At 65.8% G+C, this 17,026-nt stretch carries 12 protein-coding genes and 1 tRNA gene; 10 read left to right on the top strand and 3 right to left on the bottom strand.

Going from position 1 to position 17,026, the window contains the following annotated elements; genetic code table 11:
- The first annotated feature begins 34 nt into the window (after positions 1-34).
- The 10 genes from AC1GI4_RS03500 (at position 35) to AC1GI4_RS03455 (ending at position 15,220) form a co-directional block, all read left to right on the top strand.
- The gene (locus AC1GI4_RS03500) at positions 35-1,315 is read left to right on the top strand and encodes an MFS transporter (protein ID WP_479628574.1); all 1,281 of its coding nucleotides are present in this window, start codon (positions 35-37) and stop codon (positions 1,313-1,315) included.
- Complete coding sequence (locus AC1GI4_RS03495) at positions 1,312-2,901, top strand: glycoside hydrolase family 43 protein (RefSeq protein WP_479628573.1); 1,590 nt, start codon at positions 1,312-1,314, stop codon at positions 2,899-2,901. The genes AC1GI4_RS03500 and AC1GI4_RS03495 overlap by 4 nt, the downstream gene beginning before the upstream one ends.
- Before the next feature lie 105 nt (positions 2,902-3,006).
- Positions 3,007-4,272 (top strand): MFS transporter, encoded by a 1,266-nt coding sequence (locus tag AC1GI4_RS03490; RefSeq protein WP_479630340.1) that lies wholly within the window; start codon positions 3,007-3,009, stop codon positions 4,270-4,272.
- Positions 4,269-6,653, top strand: a complete 2,385-nt coding sequence (locus tag AC1GI4_RS03485; RefSeq protein ID WP_479628572.1) for a glycoside hydrolase family 31 protein — start codon at positions 4,269-4,271, stop codon at positions 6,651-6,653. The genes AC1GI4_RS03490 and AC1GI4_RS03485 overlap by 4 nt, the downstream gene beginning before the upstream one ends.
- Positions 6,654-6,886: 233 nt before the next feature.
- Positions 6,887-9,193 (top strand): TonB-dependent receptor, encoded by a 2,307-nt coding sequence (locus AC1GI4_RS03480; RefSeq protein WP_479628571.1) that lies wholly within the window; start codon positions 6,887-6,889, stop codon positions 9,191-9,193.
- Positions 9,193-10,518, top strand: a complete 1,326-nt coding sequence (locus tag AC1GI4_RS03475; RefSeq protein WP_479628570.1) for an alpha/beta hydrolase family protein — start codon at positions 9,193-9,195, stop codon at positions 10,516-10,518. The genes AC1GI4_RS03480 and AC1GI4_RS03475 overlap by 1 nt, the downstream gene beginning before the upstream one ends.
- Positions 10,519-10,626: 108 nt before the next feature.
- Entirely contained in the window at positions 10,627-12,462 is a 1,836-nt protein-coding gene (locus tag AC1GI4_RS03470; RefSeq protein WP_479628569.1) for a glycoside hydrolase family 2 protein, read from the top strand.
- Between the two features lie 53 nt (positions 12,463-12,515).
- Positions 12,516-13,007 carry a nucleoside deaminase gene (locus tag AC1GI4_RS03465; RefSeq protein ID WP_294269255.1) on the top strand — a complete coding sequence of 164 codons (492 nt, stop codon included), beginning with the start codon at positions 12,516-12,518 and terminating at the stop codon, positions 13,005-13,007.
- 49 nt (positions 13,008-13,056) lie between these two features.
- Positions 13,057-13,133 (top strand) — tRNA-Pro (locus AC1GI4_RS03460).
- A gap of 224 nt (positions 13,134-13,357) precedes the next feature.
- A complete protein-coding gene (locus AC1GI4_RS03455) occupies positions 13,358-15,220 on the top strand; it encodes a site-specific integrase (protein WP_479628568.1) in 1,863 nt (620 codons plus the stop codon).
- Between the two features lie 113 nt (positions 15,221-15,333).
- Here AC1GI4_RS03455 and AC1GI4_RS03450 read toward each other — a convergent pair whose 3' ends face one another.
- The 3 genes from AC1GI4_RS03450 to AC1GI4_RS03440 all read right to left on the bottom strand — a co-directional run bounded on the left by AC1GI4_RS03450 (position 15,334) and on the right by AC1GI4_RS03440 (position 16,768).
- The gene (locus AC1GI4_RS03450) at positions 15,334-15,822 is read right to left on the bottom strand and encodes a hypothetical protein (protein WP_479628567.1); all 489 of its coding nucleotides are present in this window, start codon (positions 15,820-15,822) and stop codon (positions 15,334-15,336) included.
- A 59-nt stretch (positions 15,823-15,881) separates the two neighbouring features.
- Positions 15,882-16,400: a hypothetical protein gene (locus AC1GI4_RS03445; RefSeq protein WP_479628566.1), complete on the bottom strand. Its 519-nt coding sequence runs from the start codon at positions 16,398-16,400 to the stop codon at positions 15,882-15,884.
- 62 nt (positions 16,401-16,462) lie between these two features.
- Positions 16,463-16,768 (bottom strand): hypothetical protein, encoded by a 306-nt coding sequence (locus tag AC1GI4_RS03440; RefSeq protein ID WP_479628565.1) that lies wholly within the window; start codon positions 16,766-16,768, stop codon positions 16,463-16,465.
- Between the last annotated feature and the right edge of the window lie 258 nt (positions 16,769-17,026).

Raw genomic sequence — 17,026 nt, 5'->3', positions numbered from 1 at the left:
CCACCGCCGTGCCCCGGCAGGCCGCATGAGGTCAATGGGAACGATATATGCCGAACAGGCCGAAGGACCGCATGTGAAGGGTTTTCCCTATATCCGCTGGACGATCATCGCGCTGTTCGTGGGCGCGATGGTCATCAACTATCTGACGCGCAGTATCCTGGGCGTCGCCGCACCCGCGATCATGGCCGAACAGCATATCAGTTCGGAACAATATAGCTGGATCACCGGCGCCTTTCAGTTCGGCATAATGTTCCAGCCGGTGGCGGGCTATCTGCTCGACCTGATCGGGTTGAAGATCGGCTTCACCCTGTTCGTCGCGGTGTGGTCGTGCATCACCATCGGACATGGCTTCGCCAATGGCTGGCTGGGCTTTGCCGGGCTTCGCGGCGCGCTCGGGCTGGTCGAGGGATCGGCCCAACCGGCGGGCATGAAGGTCGTCGCCGAGTGGTTCCCGGCGCGCGAGCGCGGGGTGGCGGGCGGCATCTATCAGATCGGGGCGTCGTTCGGCGCGGTCTTCGCGCCGCCGCTAGTCGCCTGGGCGGTATTCCATCACAGCTGGCGCGCGGCGTTCTTCGTGGCGGGCGGGCTGGGGCTGCTCTGGGTGATGGCCTGGCTGTTCTGGTATGCGCCGCCCGCGCGGCACCGGGCGCTGTCGGCACGCGAGCGGACGCTGATCGTCGAGGGGCAGGAGGCCGCGCTGGTCAAGCAGCGCCGCCGCCCGCCGCTGGGCGAGTTGCTGCGTCGACGGAACCTGTGGGCGATCGCGGCGGCGCGGTTCCTGGCCGATCCGGTCTGGGGCATGTTGTCGCTGTGGATGCCGCTCTACCTGGTCCAGGCACGGCATTTTGACCTGACCCAGATCGCCATGTTCGCCTGGCTGCCCTTCCTGGCCGCCGATCTCGGCTGCCTGTTCGGCCCGGCGGTCGTCGCCTTCCTTCAACGGCGCGGCGTCAACCTGATCGACGCTAGGCGCGGGGCCTTCACGCTGGGCGCGGTGCTGATGACCGGCATGATGTTCGTCGGCAGCGTGGACAGCCCCATTGCCGCCGTCGCGCTGCTGTGCCTCGGCGGCTTCGCGCACCAGACGCTGTCCGTCACCGTCATCACCCTGTGTTCCGATCTGTTCCCCCAGGATCAGGTCGCGACCGCGACCGGCGTGTCGGGGACGGCGGCCAATCTGGGCGTCCTGATCTTCACCCTGACCCTCGGCTCGCTGGTCGATCAGGTCGGATACCAGCCCTTCTTTATCCTGCTCGGCCTGCTCGATCTGGCAGGTGCCGCTCTCCTCTGGACCTTGGTGCGCAAACCCGCATGACTCCGACGAATCCTATCCTTCCGGGCTTCAACCCCGATCCCTCGATCGTGCGCGTCGGCGAGGATTATTACATCGCGACCTCGACCTTCGAATGGTATCCTGGCGTCCAGATCCACCATAGCCGCGACCTGATGAACTGGACGCTGGTCGCCCGGCCGCTGGCGCGTGCGGGGCAGCTCGACATGCGCGGCAACCCGGACTCCTGCGGCGTCTGGGCCCCGGACCTTACGTACGCGGATGGCCGCTTCCATCTGATCTTCACCGACGTGAAGCGCTACGGCCGCACCACCGTCGACGGGGCCAAGGGCGCGTCGCTGCGCGACTTCCACAATTACTGGGTGTCGAGCGACCGGATCGATGGCGAGTGGACGGATGCGGTCTATCTGAACAGCAGCGGCTTCGACCCGGCGCTGTTCCATGACGATGACGGACGCAGCTGGTTGCTCAACATGCTGTGGGACCATCGGCCCGACCGCAAGCGGTTCGCCGGGATCGTGATCCAGCAGATGGATATGGCGACGGGTCGCCTGCTGGGCGAGCGTCGCCATATCTTCGACGGGACGCCGCTGGGTTTTACCGAGGGGCCGCATCTCTACAAGCGCGACGGCTGGTATCATCTGCTGGTCGCGGAGGGCGGGACCGAGCGGGGACACGCCGTCACGATGGCCCGCGCGCGCGATCTTTTCGGACCCTATGAGGTGCATCCGGACGGCCCGGTCCTGACCGCACGCGACACGCCCGATGCGCCGCTGCAACGCACCGGGCATGGCGATCTGGTCGACACCCCCGAAGGCGAGACGTGGATGGCCTATCTCTGCGGCCGTCCGTTGCCCGTCAGCAATCGCTGCGTGCTGGGCCGTGAGACGGCGATCCAGCGGATGGAATGGGGCGCGGACGGTTGGCTGCGCTGTGCCGAGCCGACCCCGGTGGCGGCTGGTGCTGTGCCGGTCGACGCGCTCGATCGTTTCGACGGCCCTGAATTGCCCGCCGCCTTCCAATGGCTGCGGACCCCCGAGCCCGGGCATATCTTCAGCCTGACCGAGCGCCCCGGCCATTTGCGGCTGTTCGGGCGCGAGACGATCGGTAGTCTTTTCGAGCAGGCGCTGATCGCCCGCCGCCAGACCGCGTTCACTTATGATGCACGCGCGCTGCTCGATTACGAGCCCGAGCATTTCCAGCAGGCGGCCGGGATCGTCGCCTATTACAACAGCACCAAATATCATTTCCTCCAGATTACCGCTGGGGATGGAGGCGAGAAGCTGATCCAGGTCCTCTCGGTCCTGCCGAACGGCGAAGGCCAGAGCCTGATGACCCCGGCCATCCCGGCCCCCTCCGGCCCGATCGAATTGCGGGCCGTGGTCGATCATGAGGTCCTGCGCTTTGCGTTCCGGGGGGAGGGGGCGGCGGCGTGGAATTGGCTTCCGCAAAGCTTCGACGCCTCCATCCTGTCGGACGAGGCGACGCTGGCCGGGCTGCCCAATTTCACCGGCGCCTTTGTCGGCATGGCCTGTCAGGACATGAGCGGCTCCGGTCTTCCAGCGGACTTCCAATATTTCCATTATGTCGAGCGACTTGGCGATGATTGATCCCAGAATTGGCTAGACCAATATGGACAGGCCGCTTTTGTCCCGTTAAGCTCCCCCAAACACCGGCGCCGTGATGCGCACGGATAGGACAGGGGAGTGACGGGCTTGCGGGTACGCAATCTGCGCTGGTGGATCGTCGCGCTGATCTGTGCAGGGACGATCGCCAATTATCTGGCGCGCAACAGCCTGGGCGTGCTCGCGCCTGAGCTGAAGTCAGCGCTCCACATGTCGACGCAGCAATACAGCTATGTCGTCGGTGCCTTCCAGCTTTGCTACACCATCATGCAGCCGGTGGCGGGGGCGTTCATCGACCGCTTCGGCCTGCGTGCCGGGTTCGCGCTGTTCGGTCTCGCCTGGTCGGCGGCGAACATGATGCACGCCCTGGCGATCGGCTGGGTCAGCCTGGCCATCTATCGCGGCATATTGGGCCTGTTCGAGTCCGCCGCCATCCCCTCGGGTATCAAGGCGGTGGCGGAGTGGTTTCCGGCGCGGGAGCGCTCGGTGGCGGTTGGCTGGTTCAACGCGGGCACCTCGCTTGGCGCACTGATCGCGCCGCCGGTCGTGGTGGCGGTGGCGCTTTGGGCGGACTGGCGCACGGCGTTCCTCGTCACCGGCGGTGTGGGCATCTTCTGGGCGGCCGCCTGGTACATCTTCTATCGCTCGCCCGACGACCACCCGGCCATCACGGCCGAGGAAAAGGCGATGATCGCGGTTGAAAAGCCCAAGGGGCCGGTCCAGCGCGCCAAGGCGAAGGACATTCTTCGCACGTCGCGCTTCTGGGTGATCGCGGTGCCTCGCTTCCTGGCCGAACCGGCGTGGCAGACCTTCAGCTTCTGGATCCCGCTCTACCTTGCCAGCGAGCGCGGCATGGACCTGAAACAGATCGCGCTGTTCGCCTGGCTGCCCTTCCTCGCGGCCGATGTCGGCGGCATCCTCGGCGGCTATCTCTCGCCCTGGCTGATGAAGCGCGGCGTCACCCTGATCCCGTCGCGCGTGGCGGGGGTGGCGCTCGGCGCGGTGCTGATGATTGCGCCGGGCTGCATCGGGCTGGCGGCCAGCCCCTACACGGCGATCGCGCTGTTCTGCATCGGCGGTTTTGCGCATCAGATGATCTCCGGTCTTATCAATACCTTGTCGGCCGATGTCTTCGCGCCTGCTGAGGTGGGCACCGCGAACGGCTTTATCGGTCAGGCGGGCTGGATCGGCGGGTTGCTCTTCTCGCTGCTGATCGGGCAGTTGGCCGATACGGTCGGCTATGCGCCGCTCTTTGCCGTGCTCGCGGTCTTCGACCTGATCGGGGCGGCGGTGCTCATCATCTTCATTCGGCGCCTGACGCCTTTTTCCACCACCACCGAGGAGTCCGACCGATGAGGCGCGCCACCCTGTCCCAGCCGCCCCGTTTCGCCGTCAGCGGCCATTCGCGCGGGTGCTTGACGCTGACCGCCGATACCGGCGCGGTTGCGCATCTCTTTGTGCTGGAGCCGGACGTGATGCGCCTCCTGCTGCTGGCCGAGGGGCGCGTGACCAGCCCGCCGAGCTGGGCGATCGCGCCAGGCGCAGACGATATTGCCGAGCCGGGTCGCGACCGGATGGATGTGTCTGGCTTTGCATGTCCCGATTTCACCTGCGAGGAGGCGGACGGACGCCTGATCGTCGCGACCGATCGGCTGCGCGTGACCCTGACACTCGACGGCCTGCATGGCCGCTGGGAACAGCGGGCGGGCAAGGACTGGCACGTCATTACCCAGGACCGCCCGACCCAGGCCTATGATTTCGGATGGTGGGATGGCCGGGCGCATCATTACGCCGCCCGCACCCCCGGCGAACGCTTCTTCGGGCTGGGCGACCGTACCGGCGATACCGATCGGGCCGGGCGGCGCTTTCGCCTGACCAATGTCGATCCGATGGGGTTCGATGCGGAAACCAGCGACCCGCTCTACAAGTCCATCCCCTATCTGCTGGTCGCCGATGCCGAGGGCCGTTGTCATGGCGAGTTCTACGACACGGTCGCCGACGTCACCTTCGATCTGGGGCAGGAGCTGGACAATTATCACGGCCTCTTCCGCCATGTCGTGGCCGACGCGGGCGACGTCGACCGCTGGGTCATCGCCGGGCCGGATCCGCTGGCGGTCACGCGGCGCTTTACCTGGCTGACCGGGCGTCCGGCGCTGATGCCGCGCTGGTCGCTGGGCTATTCGGGCTCAACCATGACCTATACCGATGCGCCTGATGCGGCGGCGCAGATGGCGGGGTTTCTGGAACTGTGCGAGCGCCACGATCTGGGCTGCACGTCCTTCCATCTGTCGTCGGGCTACACCTCGATCGGCGACAAGCGCTACGTCTTCCACTGGAATCGCGACAAGTTTCCTGATCCCGCCGCATTCATCGCCTCCTATGCCGAGGCCGGCGTGCGGCTGGTGCCCAATATCAAGCCCGCGCTGCTGCGCAGCCATCCACGCTATGACGAGGTGGCGGGGGCAGGGCTGTTCGTCGCCGATGAGCATGGCCATCCGGTCGAGGCGCAATTCTGGGACGAGGTCGGCAGCTATATCGACATGACCAAGCCTGCAGCGGCGGCCTGGTGGCGCGACCAGGTGACGTCGGCGCTGCTCGACCATGGGATGGAGGCGACGTGGAACGACAATAACGAATATGAGCTATGGGACCGCCGCGCGATGGTCGACGGCTTCGGCCAAGCACGTCCTGCGTCCGATATGCGGCCGGTCCAGCCGATCCTGATGACCCGCGCCTCGCGCCAGGCCCAGGTCGCGGCGAAGCCCGATACACGGCCCTATGTCGTCACCCGCTCGGGCATGGCGGGGCTGCACCGCTATGCCCAGACCTGGTCGGGCGACAATCGAACCGAGTGGAAGACGATCCGCTATAATGCACGCCAGTCGATCGGCCTTGCGCTGTCGGGCGTGTCGAACAGCGGGCATGACGTGGGCGGCTTTTCCGGCCCCGCGCCGTCGCCCGAGCTGCTGATCCGCTGGGTGCAGGCGGGGGTGCTGATGCCGCGGTTCAGTATCCATAGCTGGAACGACGACCGCACGGTCAACGAGCCCTGGATGTATCCGGATATGTTGCCCGCGATGCATCGTCTGATGGCGCTGCGACAGACGCTGATCCCGTTCTTCTACGATCTGCTTCATCGCTATCATGAGGATTACGAGCCGATGGTCCGTCCGCTCTGGGCCGACTTTCCGCAGGACCCGGCAGCATGGGGTGAGCGCGACGAGCACATGCTGGGGCCGGACGTTCTGGCCGCGCCCGTCATGGATGAAGGGGCGGAGCGCCGTTCGGTGCAACTGCCGAGCGGGGCGGAGTGGATCCATGTCTGGACCGGCGAGCGTTTCGCCGGAGGCGGGACCGCCGATGTCGCGGCACCGCTCGACGGCCCGCCGCCGCTGTTCGCGCGTGGCGGATCGGCGATGCTGGTCGACCTGGCCAAGGGAGGCTGGCGGCCGGAGCCCCATCGGCGTGGCCTGTGGCTGTTCCCACCCTCGCAGGGCGAAATGCGCTGGACCGGCATGGACGATAGCGGCGACGGCCACGGCCCGGTCACCCGCTGGCAACTGACCGGCCATGCCGATGCGGAGCGGGTTGTCGTGTCCGTCTCGCGGGCCGGGGGCGGCGAGGGGGGCATCACGTTGCTGCTCCCGCCGGGCGATGACCGCCTATTGATCGTTGAGGACGCGGCTGGCGAGCCGGTGGAACATGAAGGGCGACGGGGTCTCAGCCTGACAGTCTGACCGCAGTCCATGGTGAGCGAAAGCGTCCGACCTTGGTCGGGCGCTTTTTTGCATCTGGCGCTGGCCAGTGATGCGCAAATGTCGCACACGTTTGCAATTCTCCCCCTCGACTACGCGTCCGTTCCGACAAACGCCGTGCAGGTCTAACAACAGCATTGCATTGGTAAGGCCATTCGGTATGTTTGGTTGACAAGGCAAAAACCGGCCAAGACCGGCGGCAATGGGAGGGAAGGATGAAGATGCTGCGTTCCACCGTGGCGCTGACGGCGATGATCGTATCGCTGTCGGCGGCAACCCAGGTTTCGGCCCGGCAGGCGGCTCCGTCGCAGACCGATGAGGCGCGGCTGACCCAGGACACGCAGGGGCAGCCCGGCGGTCCCACCTCCAATATCGTGCCCGAACCGGCCAGCGCAGGCGACATCATCGTCACCGCCAACAAGCGTGCCGAGAATGTCCAGCGCGTGCCGCTCGCCGTCTCTGTCGTCGCCCCGGCGCAACTGGCGGCGGCGGGCGTGCGCAATTTCACCGATATCGGCAAGGTTTCGTCCTCGCTGGTCGTCCGCCCGGCGGAACAGCCGCAAAACTCCAATATCTCGCTACGGGGCGTCGGCACCTTCGCCTTCGGCATCGGCGTGGAGTCGAGTGTCGCAGTGCTGGTCGACGAAGTGCCGCTGGCCTTTCAGGCGCGCGCCTTCACCGACCTGCCCGATGTCGAGCGGATCGAGGTGCTGCGCGGTCCTCAGAGCACGCTGTACGGCAAGTCGGCCTCGGCCGGTCTGGTCAACCTCATCACCCGCAACCCGACCTCGGAGTTGCGCATCCGTGCCAATGCGGTGGCGACGACCGACCGCGAACAGGGCATCAATTTCAGCGTGTCGGGCCCGATCAACGATAAGCTCGGCTATGTCGTGTCGGCCGCCTACAACAATTGGGACGGCAACATCCGCAACCTGTTCAACGGCAGGTTCGTCAATGGCCGCGAGACGCTGAACCTGCGCGGCAAGTTGCGCTGGGAGCCGACCGATACCGCGTCGCTGACCATTTCGGGTAATTACGTCAACGGCAACACGACGGTCGGCCGCCCCTTCCTGGCGTTCGGCGCCAATGCCCGCCTGCGCGGCGTCGCCGGGCTGACCCCGTCGGTGGTGTTGCCCGGCGTCGTGGTCGGGCCGGACAACCAGACGATCAGCAACAACTATAATTCGCGCACCAAATATGAGGGCGGCGGCGGCTATATCCGCGGCGAGTTCGGTATCGGTTCGCTGAACCTCGTCACGATCAGTTCCTATGACCGTTTCCACCTGAACGACTATTTGGACCATGACGACACGTCCGCGCCCGGCAATCTGGGCAACAACACCCAGATCGGCGTGTTCAATTCCGAGCAGGTGACCGAGGAAGTCCGTCTCCAGTCCGACGCCGACAAGCCGTTCCGCTACACCGTGGGGCTGTACGGCGCGAATGTGAAGTTCAACCGCCCGTTCCAGCGCGGGCCGTACTTTTCGCTCGCCAATTGGTACGCCACCTCGCAGTCGCGCCAGGTCGCGGCCTTTGCGCAGGTCGACTGGACGATCGTGCCCGACCTGACCTTCACCGGCGGCGGGCGCGTCCAGAACGAGCGGGTCAGCTATACCTTCCGCGACAATCTGGCGGGGACCGCCTTTGCGGGCCATGCCAGCGATACGGCGGGCACCTATCGCGGTACGCTGCGCTATGATTTCAGCCCGACGATCAACGGCTTCGTAACCTATGCGACCGGCTATAAGGGCCAGACCTACGACCTGACGACCGGCTTCAACCGCAACCGCGCGTTGGCCGGGCCGATCCGCCCCGAAAAGTCGCGCGACAAGGAAATCGGCATTCGCAGCCAGTTCCTCAATCGGCGCCTGACCGCCAACGTCACGCTGTTCGACACCAATTACCGCGACCTTCAGGCGCAGACGATCGAGACGCTGCCGGACGGCACCTCCAACTATCGCCTGACCAATGTCGGCAAGCTCAACACCAAGGGCGTCGAGTTCGAAGGCTCGATGCGGTTCAGCGACAGCTTCAACCTGGGTGGGGCGGTCACCTATCTGGATGCGAAATACGCCCAGTTCGACGTCGCGCAATGCTACCCGCTCCAGACGGCGGCGCAGGGCTGCACCGGATCGCCCGCCAGCCAGAACCTGACCGGCACGACCGCGATCCAGGCGCCCAAGTGGAAGTTCAACGCCAATCTGGACTATTCGCCCCGCCTAAGCACGACGACGCGCGGTGTGGCGCAGGTGAACTGGCAGTATCAGAGCAGCCTCTATTTCCAGGCCCGCGATCCGCAGACCTTCCAGCCCGCCTTCAGCATCGTCAATGTCGGGCTGGGCGTGCGGGAGGAGGATCGCCGTTGGGAGATCGTCGCCTTCGTCAACAACCTGTTCGACAAGCAATATTACGGGTCGCTGGTGAACACCGCAGGCAATTTCGGCAACAATATCGCGACGCAGGCGGTGCTGCCCCGCGACTTCCGCCGCTATGCCGGGATGCGCGTCGGTCTGAACTTCTGATGCGCCGGATCGGCCTGGGGTTCGGGCTGGCGGCCATGGCGGCGGTCACTGCCGTCGCCACCGCCCAACGGCCGGAGGCGGGGCAGGGCGACACTCTGGCCCGGCCGCCAGTGGATGCGCCGGAACTGGCCCGACTGGGTCGCTATCCCGTCGGCGTTCAACGCAGCCATTTCGTCCAGCCGGGACAGGCCGATCCGCTTCGAGGCAAGGACAGGCCCGCCATCGGGCCGCGTGAATTGCCGCTGCTGATCTGGTATCCGGCGGCCTCGCCGGGGCGTGGGGCGATTTATCACACCGCCCTGTCGGGCGAGGACGGTCGCGACGTCGCCTTCGACGTGCCCGGTCTGGCCTCGCCTGACCGTCCCGTTGCGGCGGGCCGGTTTCCGCTGGTGATCCTGGCGCATGGCTATGGCAATACGCCGGAGGTCCTGTCCTGGCTCGGCGAAAATCTGGCGAGCAAGGGCTATGTCGTTGTGGCTCCCGCATTCCGCGATCCGCCGATCAGCATCCGCACCGATGCCGCGCGGGCCGGGCCGATCGCCCGCAGACCGCTGGACATCGCTTTCGTGACCGCCGAGGCACAAGCGCGTGCGGGCAAACACGAAGGCGTGTTCGCCGCCGCCGATCCGGCGCGAACCGCGCTGATCGGCTATTCGATGGGTGGTTACGGCGTACTGACCGTCGGCGGCGCGCCACTGAACCCGGCCATGGGCGCGCTCAGCCGCGATATCCTGACCCCTTATGCCACCGTTCGCGCGGGCGAACTGCGCGTGAAAAATCTCAAGGCCATCGTCGCACTCGCACCCGCCGCGCGCTTCGGCGAGGTGCCGATCTGGACCGGGAAGGGGGTGGGGGCAGTGCCCGTGCCGACCCTGATCGTGGTCGGCGATCATGACCGCGTCGTCGGGCATGAGACGGTGCGCGCGCTGTTCATGGCCCCCGCGTCCGCCCCGCGTTACCTGCTGACCTTCGCCCAGGCCGGGCACAGCATCGCCCTGACCCCCGCGCCCCCGGCGATGCGGCAGCGCTTCTGGGACATGGACTGGTTCGAGGACGCGGTGTGGCGCAAGGACCGGCTGTTGCCGATCCAGACCCATTTCATCACCGCCTTTCTCGACCGCTATGTGAAGGGCGAGACGGCAATGGACGCCTATCTCAACGGCCTGACGGTGCAGTCGGATGCGGGCCGCTGGCCGGGTGCGCCGGTAGGCCGCGTCGCGCAGTACAGCCCCGGCCCGCCCGCTTCGACCGTATGGAAGGGTTTTCAGCCCGGTCGGGCCGTCGGCATGAGCTTTGAATATCGGCCCGCACCCGGCTGGCGATGAGTGGGGGCGGGGTCTAGGCTGACGACAATGGCTAGCGTTCAGGACTGGCCGAATGACGGGGAGAGGCATGTGATGGGCAGGACGATATGGGGGTATGCCGTCGCGGGCATGATGCTGGCGACGGGCACGCCACTGGCCGCGCAGGATATCGCACCCCGGCCCGGTCCCGTTCTGGCTTCCGCCGACCTGCGCGACGGGACCGACCTGTCGGGGCCCTGGCATTACTCGATCGATCCGTTCCGCTCGGGCATTTCGGGCTTTCATGGCGGCATGCCCGACAGCGGCCAGCAGCGCTGGAAGGATGTCGATGTCCGCGCGGAAATGGCGAAGGACAGCCGCGTCCTTTACGAGTTCGACCTCCCCCATTCGCCGCTGACCTCGCTGCCATCGTCCTGGCTGACCCAGGCGCCCGAGCTTCGCCACTATGACGGGCTGATGTGGTATCAGCGGACCTTCGCCGCCCCCGCCGTCCGCAAGGGGCGCTATTTCCTCCGCTTCGGAGCAGCCAACTACGCGACCATCGTCTATCTGAACGGCAAGCCGGTCGGAAAGCATGAGGGCGGCTTCACCCCCTTTGCCTTCGACGTGACCGGGCTGCTGCGCGATGGCCAGAACCAGGTCACGGTCGGCGTCGACAGCCAGGCGACCGAGGCGACCGTGCCGCCGCCCGTCACCGACTGGGAAAATTATGGCGGCATCACTCGCCCGGTGCGGTTGATCGCCACACCGGACACCTATGTCGACGACGCCTGGGTCCGGCTGACCCGTGACGGCCGCATGGCGGTGGATGTGCATCTCGACGGGCCGCAGGCGGCAAACCGGCCGGTGCGGCTGCGCATCGCCGAGCTGGGACTGGACCGGGCGGGCACGACCGACGCCAATGGCGACTGGCGTGCGACCATGGCCGCCCCACGCGCGCTGGTCCGCTGGTCGCCCGAGCGGCCCCGCCTCTACGATGTGGCGGTGACGGCGGGCGAGGACCAGTGGCGCGACCGGATCGGTTTCCGCACGATCGAGCGGCGCGGGGCCGACATCCTGCTCAACGGCAAGCCGATCTTCCTGCGCGGCATTTCGATGCATGAGGAGGAACTCGGCGTCGACCCCACCCGCGCCATGACCCCGGCCGCCTCGCGCGCGCTGCTCAGCGAGATCAAGGACGGGCTGCACGGCAATTTCGTCCGGCTGGCGCACTATCCGCATTCCGACGTGACGGTGCGGCTGGCCGACGAACTCGGTCTGATCGTGTGGAGCGAGGTGCCGGTCTATTGGCGTGTCGCCTGGTCCAATCCCAATACGCTGAACCGCGCGCGCACGATGCTCGCCGAGAATATCCTGCGTGATCGCAATCGCGCCTCGATCGCGATCTGGAGCGTCGCCAACGAGACGCCCGTGACCGATGCCCGCAACGCCTTCCTGCGCACTTTGGTCGGCGATGTCCGGCGGCTCGACGACACCCGTCTGGTCAGCGCCGCGCTGCTGGTCGAACGCGGCGAGGGCGCCGATCATCCGGTGATGACGCTGGCCGACCCGCTGGCCGATGCGCTCGATGTCATGGCGATCAACACCTATAATGGCTGGTACACCCAGGACCGCCTGACCGACCTGGCGCGCAGCGAATGGCGGGTGCCTGCCGACAAGCCGCTGATCTTCTCCGAATTCGGGGCGGATGCACGCGCGGGATTTCACGATCCGACCAACAAGCAAAAATTCTCCGAGGAATTTCAGGCCGATTATTACCGTGCGACGCTGGGCATGGCGGACCATGTCCCCACGCTGCGCGGCATGTCACCCTGGATCTTGAAGGACTTCCGCTCGCCCCGCCGCCAGAATCCCGATTTTCAGCAGGGCTGGAACCGCAAGGGCCTGATCTCCGAGACCGGGCAGCGCAAGGAGGCGTTCGGCGTGCTGAGCGACTATTATGCGACGAAGGCAGCTCAGCGATAGGTGGAATATCAGATACTTGAACCCGAAAGCCGGGGCAGGGCGTTGAGCCCGCCATGACCCAGGACGACGAAAAATGGATGCGCATGGCGATCGAGGTGGCGCGGTCGAAGGGTTCCGATCCCTCGACCTCGCCGCTCGGCTCGGTGATCGTGCTCGACGGTCGCGTGATCGCTGCCGAACGCAACCAGACCGAGGAACTGCCCGACGCCACCGCCCATGCCGAGATGATGGCGATCCGTCGCGCCTGCGAAGGGGAGGGCGAACTCGAACTGCGCGGCGCGACGCTCTATTCCACCCTTCAACCCTGCGGCATGTGCACCATGGCCTCGATCTGGTCGAAGGTCGGCCGCGTCGTCTATGGCGCGGGCCGCGATGACGTCCATCCGATGTATTTCGAGGCGCGGCACGTCGACACGCTGGGCTTCATTGCCGACGCCTATCGCGACGACATCGTGATCGAAGGGGGCTGCCTGCGCGAAGAATGCGCCGCGCTCTATTACCCGCCCGACGCCGATCTGCCCGAAGACGAACAGGCCAACCTCTGAAATATCCCTTGCACCCGCCGCCCCGCTTCCCCTAAGGGCAACCCCCTGTCGGGGAGTGGCGCAGTCTGGTAGCGCGCCTGCTTTGGGAGCAGGATGTCGCAGGTTCGAATCCTGTCTCCCCGACCATCCGCATCTAAGTCGTTGATTTCACGTCGCTTAACTGGCGATCGGGAACCGTTGTACCCACGGCTGTACCCATCGCTGTACCCATTGGGGGTGACGGAATGGGATTACGGAACCTGCGGCTGCGCGGCGGCAGCTATCATTGGCGACGCAAGATCACGGTGGCGGGCACGCACGTGCCCCTGTGCTTTTCCCTTCGAACGGGAAATTATAAACATGCGCGGTGTATGGCCGATCGTCTGAATGTGGCGGTCGAGGGGGTGCGCATGGCCTATGGCCAATCGACGGGGATGAGGCCGGATCAACTGAAGAAGGTGTTCAGCGATGCGCTGCGCTGGCAGTTGCAGCGCATCCTGGAAGATCAGGCAGGCACCACCGCGCCGTCCGATCATCACGCGTCGATCAATAGCCTCTATGCTGAGGCCTGGGGCTTTCTGGGCCGCCGCGGGGTCGGCGCGCAATGGACGCTGGACGAGCATGACCGCCTGATCGCGGCCGGCTGGTCGCCGGCGCGCGCGAAGCAGGTCGCCGATCTGGTGTTCGAATTCCAGAACAACGACCCCGTCTCCAAGGCCCAGATCGACAACTACGTCACCGCGTTCGGCATCATGCCGACGCAGGACAATGTCGCCCGTATGGGCAAGACGATCTGCGCCGCGCGGGCAGCCGCCTGCCGAGAAGCGACGGCGCTGCTGCCCGACACCGAAGACGAGACGGCCGCATGGGTCGACGACGCGTTGGCGGACGACGCGCCATTCGCCTTCGAGCAGATCGCGCCACAAGGCACGCGCCCTGCGCCTACAGAACCATTCTCGGATGACATCGTCACGCCGGCTCCGCCCCCGGCACCGCCGCCAAAGCCCGAGCGACCAAAACAACGCATCGTCGATGCGGCTGAGGACTGCATCGCCGCGTACAGCAAGGAGGGCGGCTGGGACACGGATTCGATCAAGCAGGTGCGGACCGCCATCCGCCTGTTCGATCACGCTTGCGGCGGCGACGCCTTCATCGAGGATCTGGACCAATCCCATGTTCGCGCCTTCACGACCCTGTGCCGGGCATTGCCGAACCGCTGGGGCCGTACCCGCGAGGAACAAGCGGGTGGCATCGCCGCCAGCCTGGAGCGAGCGAAGGGCATGGACTCCGCCCAGATCGGCATCAGTCAGGTCACCATCAACAAGCATCTGACATGGGTCGCTGCCGTCCTGGCCTATGCGGCGGGCGAAGAGGATGACCCCAAAGCGCATCGACCGGCCAAGCCGCTGTCCTTCAAGATTGCGCGGGCCGGCCTTGGCAAATCCGATCGCAAGCAGCGCAAGCGAGACCGGGACAAGCGCGCCAATTGGACCAAGCAGGAAGTCGCCACGCTATTGTCCGCGCCGATCTGGACCGGGTGCGCCGGTATCGGTGGGCGTTTCAAACCCGGAACCGAAATCTTCCATGACGCCTGGTACTGGCTGCCGTTGATGCTCCCACTTTATGGCGGTCGCAGTTCAGAGCTTGCCGGACTGGGCTTGGCCGAGGTCTTCGAACAAGATCCGATCCCCTATTTTCTGATCCAATATACCGAGGATCGCTCGCTCAAGAACATCCAGTCGATTCGACGGCTGCCGATCCATCCCGAACTGATCCGCTTGGGCTTTATCGACTATGTGAAGGCGATGCGCGCCGCAGGGTCCACGATGCTGTTTCCGGAAATGCAGTCGCCGAACTCCACGACATTCGCCGGAACGTTCTACAAGTCCGTGTTCAGGCCGTTGCGGGACTGGGCTTTCCCCGAAGGCACGTCATGGCGGCATCGCGTCGGCGGGGCATGGAAGGACAAGGACGTCCACAGCTTCCGCGGCTTGGCAACGTCGACCATGAAAGGGCGTGTTCCCAGCGAAGTGCGGTGCGACATCTTCGGCCACGAGGGCGAGACGGAGACCGCAAGGACCTATGACGAGGAAGCCGAGCTTTCCCTCAAGCTTGATGCCCTGAAGTTGCTGACGCCGCTGACCGCGCACATCCCTGCGACGCTCCCCATTCGGCTAAGGCCGCCCGAGCGACGGCAGCATCGTACGCGAGCCGCGAAGGTGCGGTTGAGGTGAGTGTCGGCATATCGGACGAGCCGCCATATTCGGGCAGGACCGCTATTAGTTTCGAGCGGGTGTCCGAATTGGCTGGCTCGTCCGTATAGGGTGATAGACCTCGACGCGATCCGTCAGGCGGCCTTTGCCCAGAGCGTGCACTGCGCGTCGTCATACTGGACGCCCGGCCGCATGACCTGCCGCGTGAGCCACGCGCTGGCACGTTCGATGCCCTCACTCAGATCGTCGGCGGGCTTGCCGTCGATGTGCACGATCTCACGAGGAGCGAGCCGGAAATGCCCGCGCACATGGTCCTGCGGCAGGATCAGCCCACGGTTGCCCGCCTTCGACACCCACAGGCGGCAGCCGCTCTGGATGTGGCAACGGCCATCGCGCGGCAGGAACATCGTGATCCCGGTCAGCGCCGGGGTCGGACGGTCGCGATATTCGAGGTGCAGGACGTCGGCGTCGGTCTCGACCGCGTGACGACCCATCTTGATCTGGTCCTCGATCTCGAGCGCGTCGCCGCCGGTGATGACGACGCCGGGCTTGAGCTTGCGGTTGCCGAGCAACAGCTTCACGACGGCGCGGGTGACGGCGGCTTCGAAGTTCGGGGTGTTCATCTCGATATCTCCTTGTTTCATCCCCCATTTCCGGGGGCACATTCTTGTGTTCGCTGATCTCAACCCTGCTCCGTCCGCCGGCAGGCGCGGACGATCTCGGCGGCGGCGCGCTCGAGCCCGGTCACCCGCTCCCACCCGCTGTTCCAGGGAGCAGGCATCGACACCTCCAATCCGTGCCGGGTGATCCCGATGAAGAGGTCCGGACGCGCCGGCACGAGGTGCAGGCCGCCATCGGCATCGCGGAAGAAGCTGAGATTGGGCACCAGGATCGGTCCGGTGACCGAGTGCAGCGCGACATCGGCCCGCACGGGTTCGAGGATTTCGGGGTGAAATCCATGCCGCACCAGCACGACGTCACGCTTGCGGGTCGCGGCACAGCGCATCACTGCGTCGTCATAGAGACGCTCGGCGACCGGGGTCGCCACGACGATGAGGTTGTTCTCGAGCGACTCCACGCCCCCCGGCAGACCGGTGTTGCCCGCGTAGGGGTACGGCTCGTCGGGAGCGAGTGCGGTCAGAATATAGTTGAGGAGCGCGACCGAGGTCGTCGGCAGCGTGTCATGGATAGTCGAATGCATGGGGTACCTGCGCAACAGCATGATCCCCGGACCGGCTGGTCCGGATCAGGCCCCTTCGATTTTCATTGCTCGTCAGGGCTTCGCTCGGCCCCGGCCGATCTTCCCTTCCTCACGCGGCAGCGATCGCGGTCATCGCGAAAGACGGCGTTGCCGATCACGGCATAGGCCCAGCTATCGAGCGTACGGGCGCTGTCCGCGATGGTGCCGGAGCGGTGGATCGCGGCGGCCGGGCAGTACGCTTCGGCCATGGCCGGCACCCAGCCGGCGATGCTGCCGGCGGGCTGGCGTTGCCACCATTGCCCGGCGATCAGGGCGGTCAGCAGCAGGATGGCGCTCACGCGGAACATCAACGGAAGGCGTCGCTTCATTTTCTTTCCTCCAGCAGATTGACGATGCTGGAGAGGGTAAACATCTCGAAATACGCCAGATTGTTCAGACGGAAGCCGCCCAGCTTGCCGCATGTTGCAGCAGTCCGAACGGCGTTCCTGCACGGCGGGACTTGGTTCGTTAACGGGTTCCGCCTACACATGCCCCGTTCGCCAGCAGGCGGACCGAGGCGTGGAAACCTCGCTATTAGTAGCCGTGTACCCGGCCCGAACCAGTTTCGGCCGGGAGGCGCTCGCGGA

The organism is Sphingomonas sp. 77B, from assembly GCF_056497825.1.
The sequence above is the reverse complement of the archived record's forward strand: the minus strand, read 5'-3'. Positions and strand labels throughout refer to the sequence as shown.

Excerpts from the sequence above, each read along its gene's own strand:
- AC1GI4_RS03480 (WP_479628571.1), top strand. The coding sequence starts at position 6,887 with ATGAAGATGCTGCGTTCCACCGTGGCGCTGACGGCGATGATCGTATCG.
- AC1GI4_RS03440 (WP_479628565.1), bottom strand. The coding sequence starts at position 16,768 with ATGAAGCGACGCCTTCCGTTGATGTTCCGCGTGAGCGCCATCCTGCTG.
- AC1GI4_RS03450 (WP_479628567.1), bottom strand. The coding sequence starts at position 15,822 with ATGAACACCCCGAACTTCGAAGCCGCCGTCACCCGCGCCGTCGTGAAG.
- AC1GI4_RS03485 (WP_479628572.1), top strand. The coding sequence starts at position 4,269 with ATGAGGCGCGCCACCCTGTCCCAGCCGCCCCGTTTCGCCGTCAGCGGC.
- AC1GI4_RS03495 (WP_479628573.1), top strand. The coding sequence starts at position 1,312 with ATGACTCCGACGAATCCTATCCTTCCGGGCTTCAACCCCGATCCCTCG.
- AC1GI4_RS03465 (WP_294269255.1), top strand. The coding sequence starts at position 12,516 with ATGACCCAGGACGACGAAAAATGGATGCGCATGGCGATCGAGGTGGCG.
- AC1GI4_RS03445 (WP_479628566.1), bottom strand. The coding sequence starts at position 16,400 with ATGCATTCGACTATCCATGACACGCTGCCGACGACCTCGGTCGCGCTC.
- AC1GI4_RS03455 (WP_479628568.1), top strand. The coding sequence starts at position 13,358 with ATGGCCGATCGTCTGAATGTGGCGGTCGAGGGGGTGCGCATGGCCTAT.
- AC1GI4_RS03500 (WP_479628574.1), top strand. The coding sequence starts at position 35 with ATGGGAACGATATATGCCGAACAGGCCGAAGGACCGCATGTGAAGGGT.
- AC1GI4_RS03475 (WP_479628570.1), top strand. The coding sequence starts at position 9,193 with ATGCGCCGGATCGGCCTGGGGTTCGGGCTGGCGGCCATGGCGGCGGTC.
- AC1GI4_RS03470 (WP_479628569.1), top strand. The coding sequence starts at position 10,627 with ATGATGCTGGCGACGGGCACGCCACTGGCCGCGCAGGATATCGCACCC.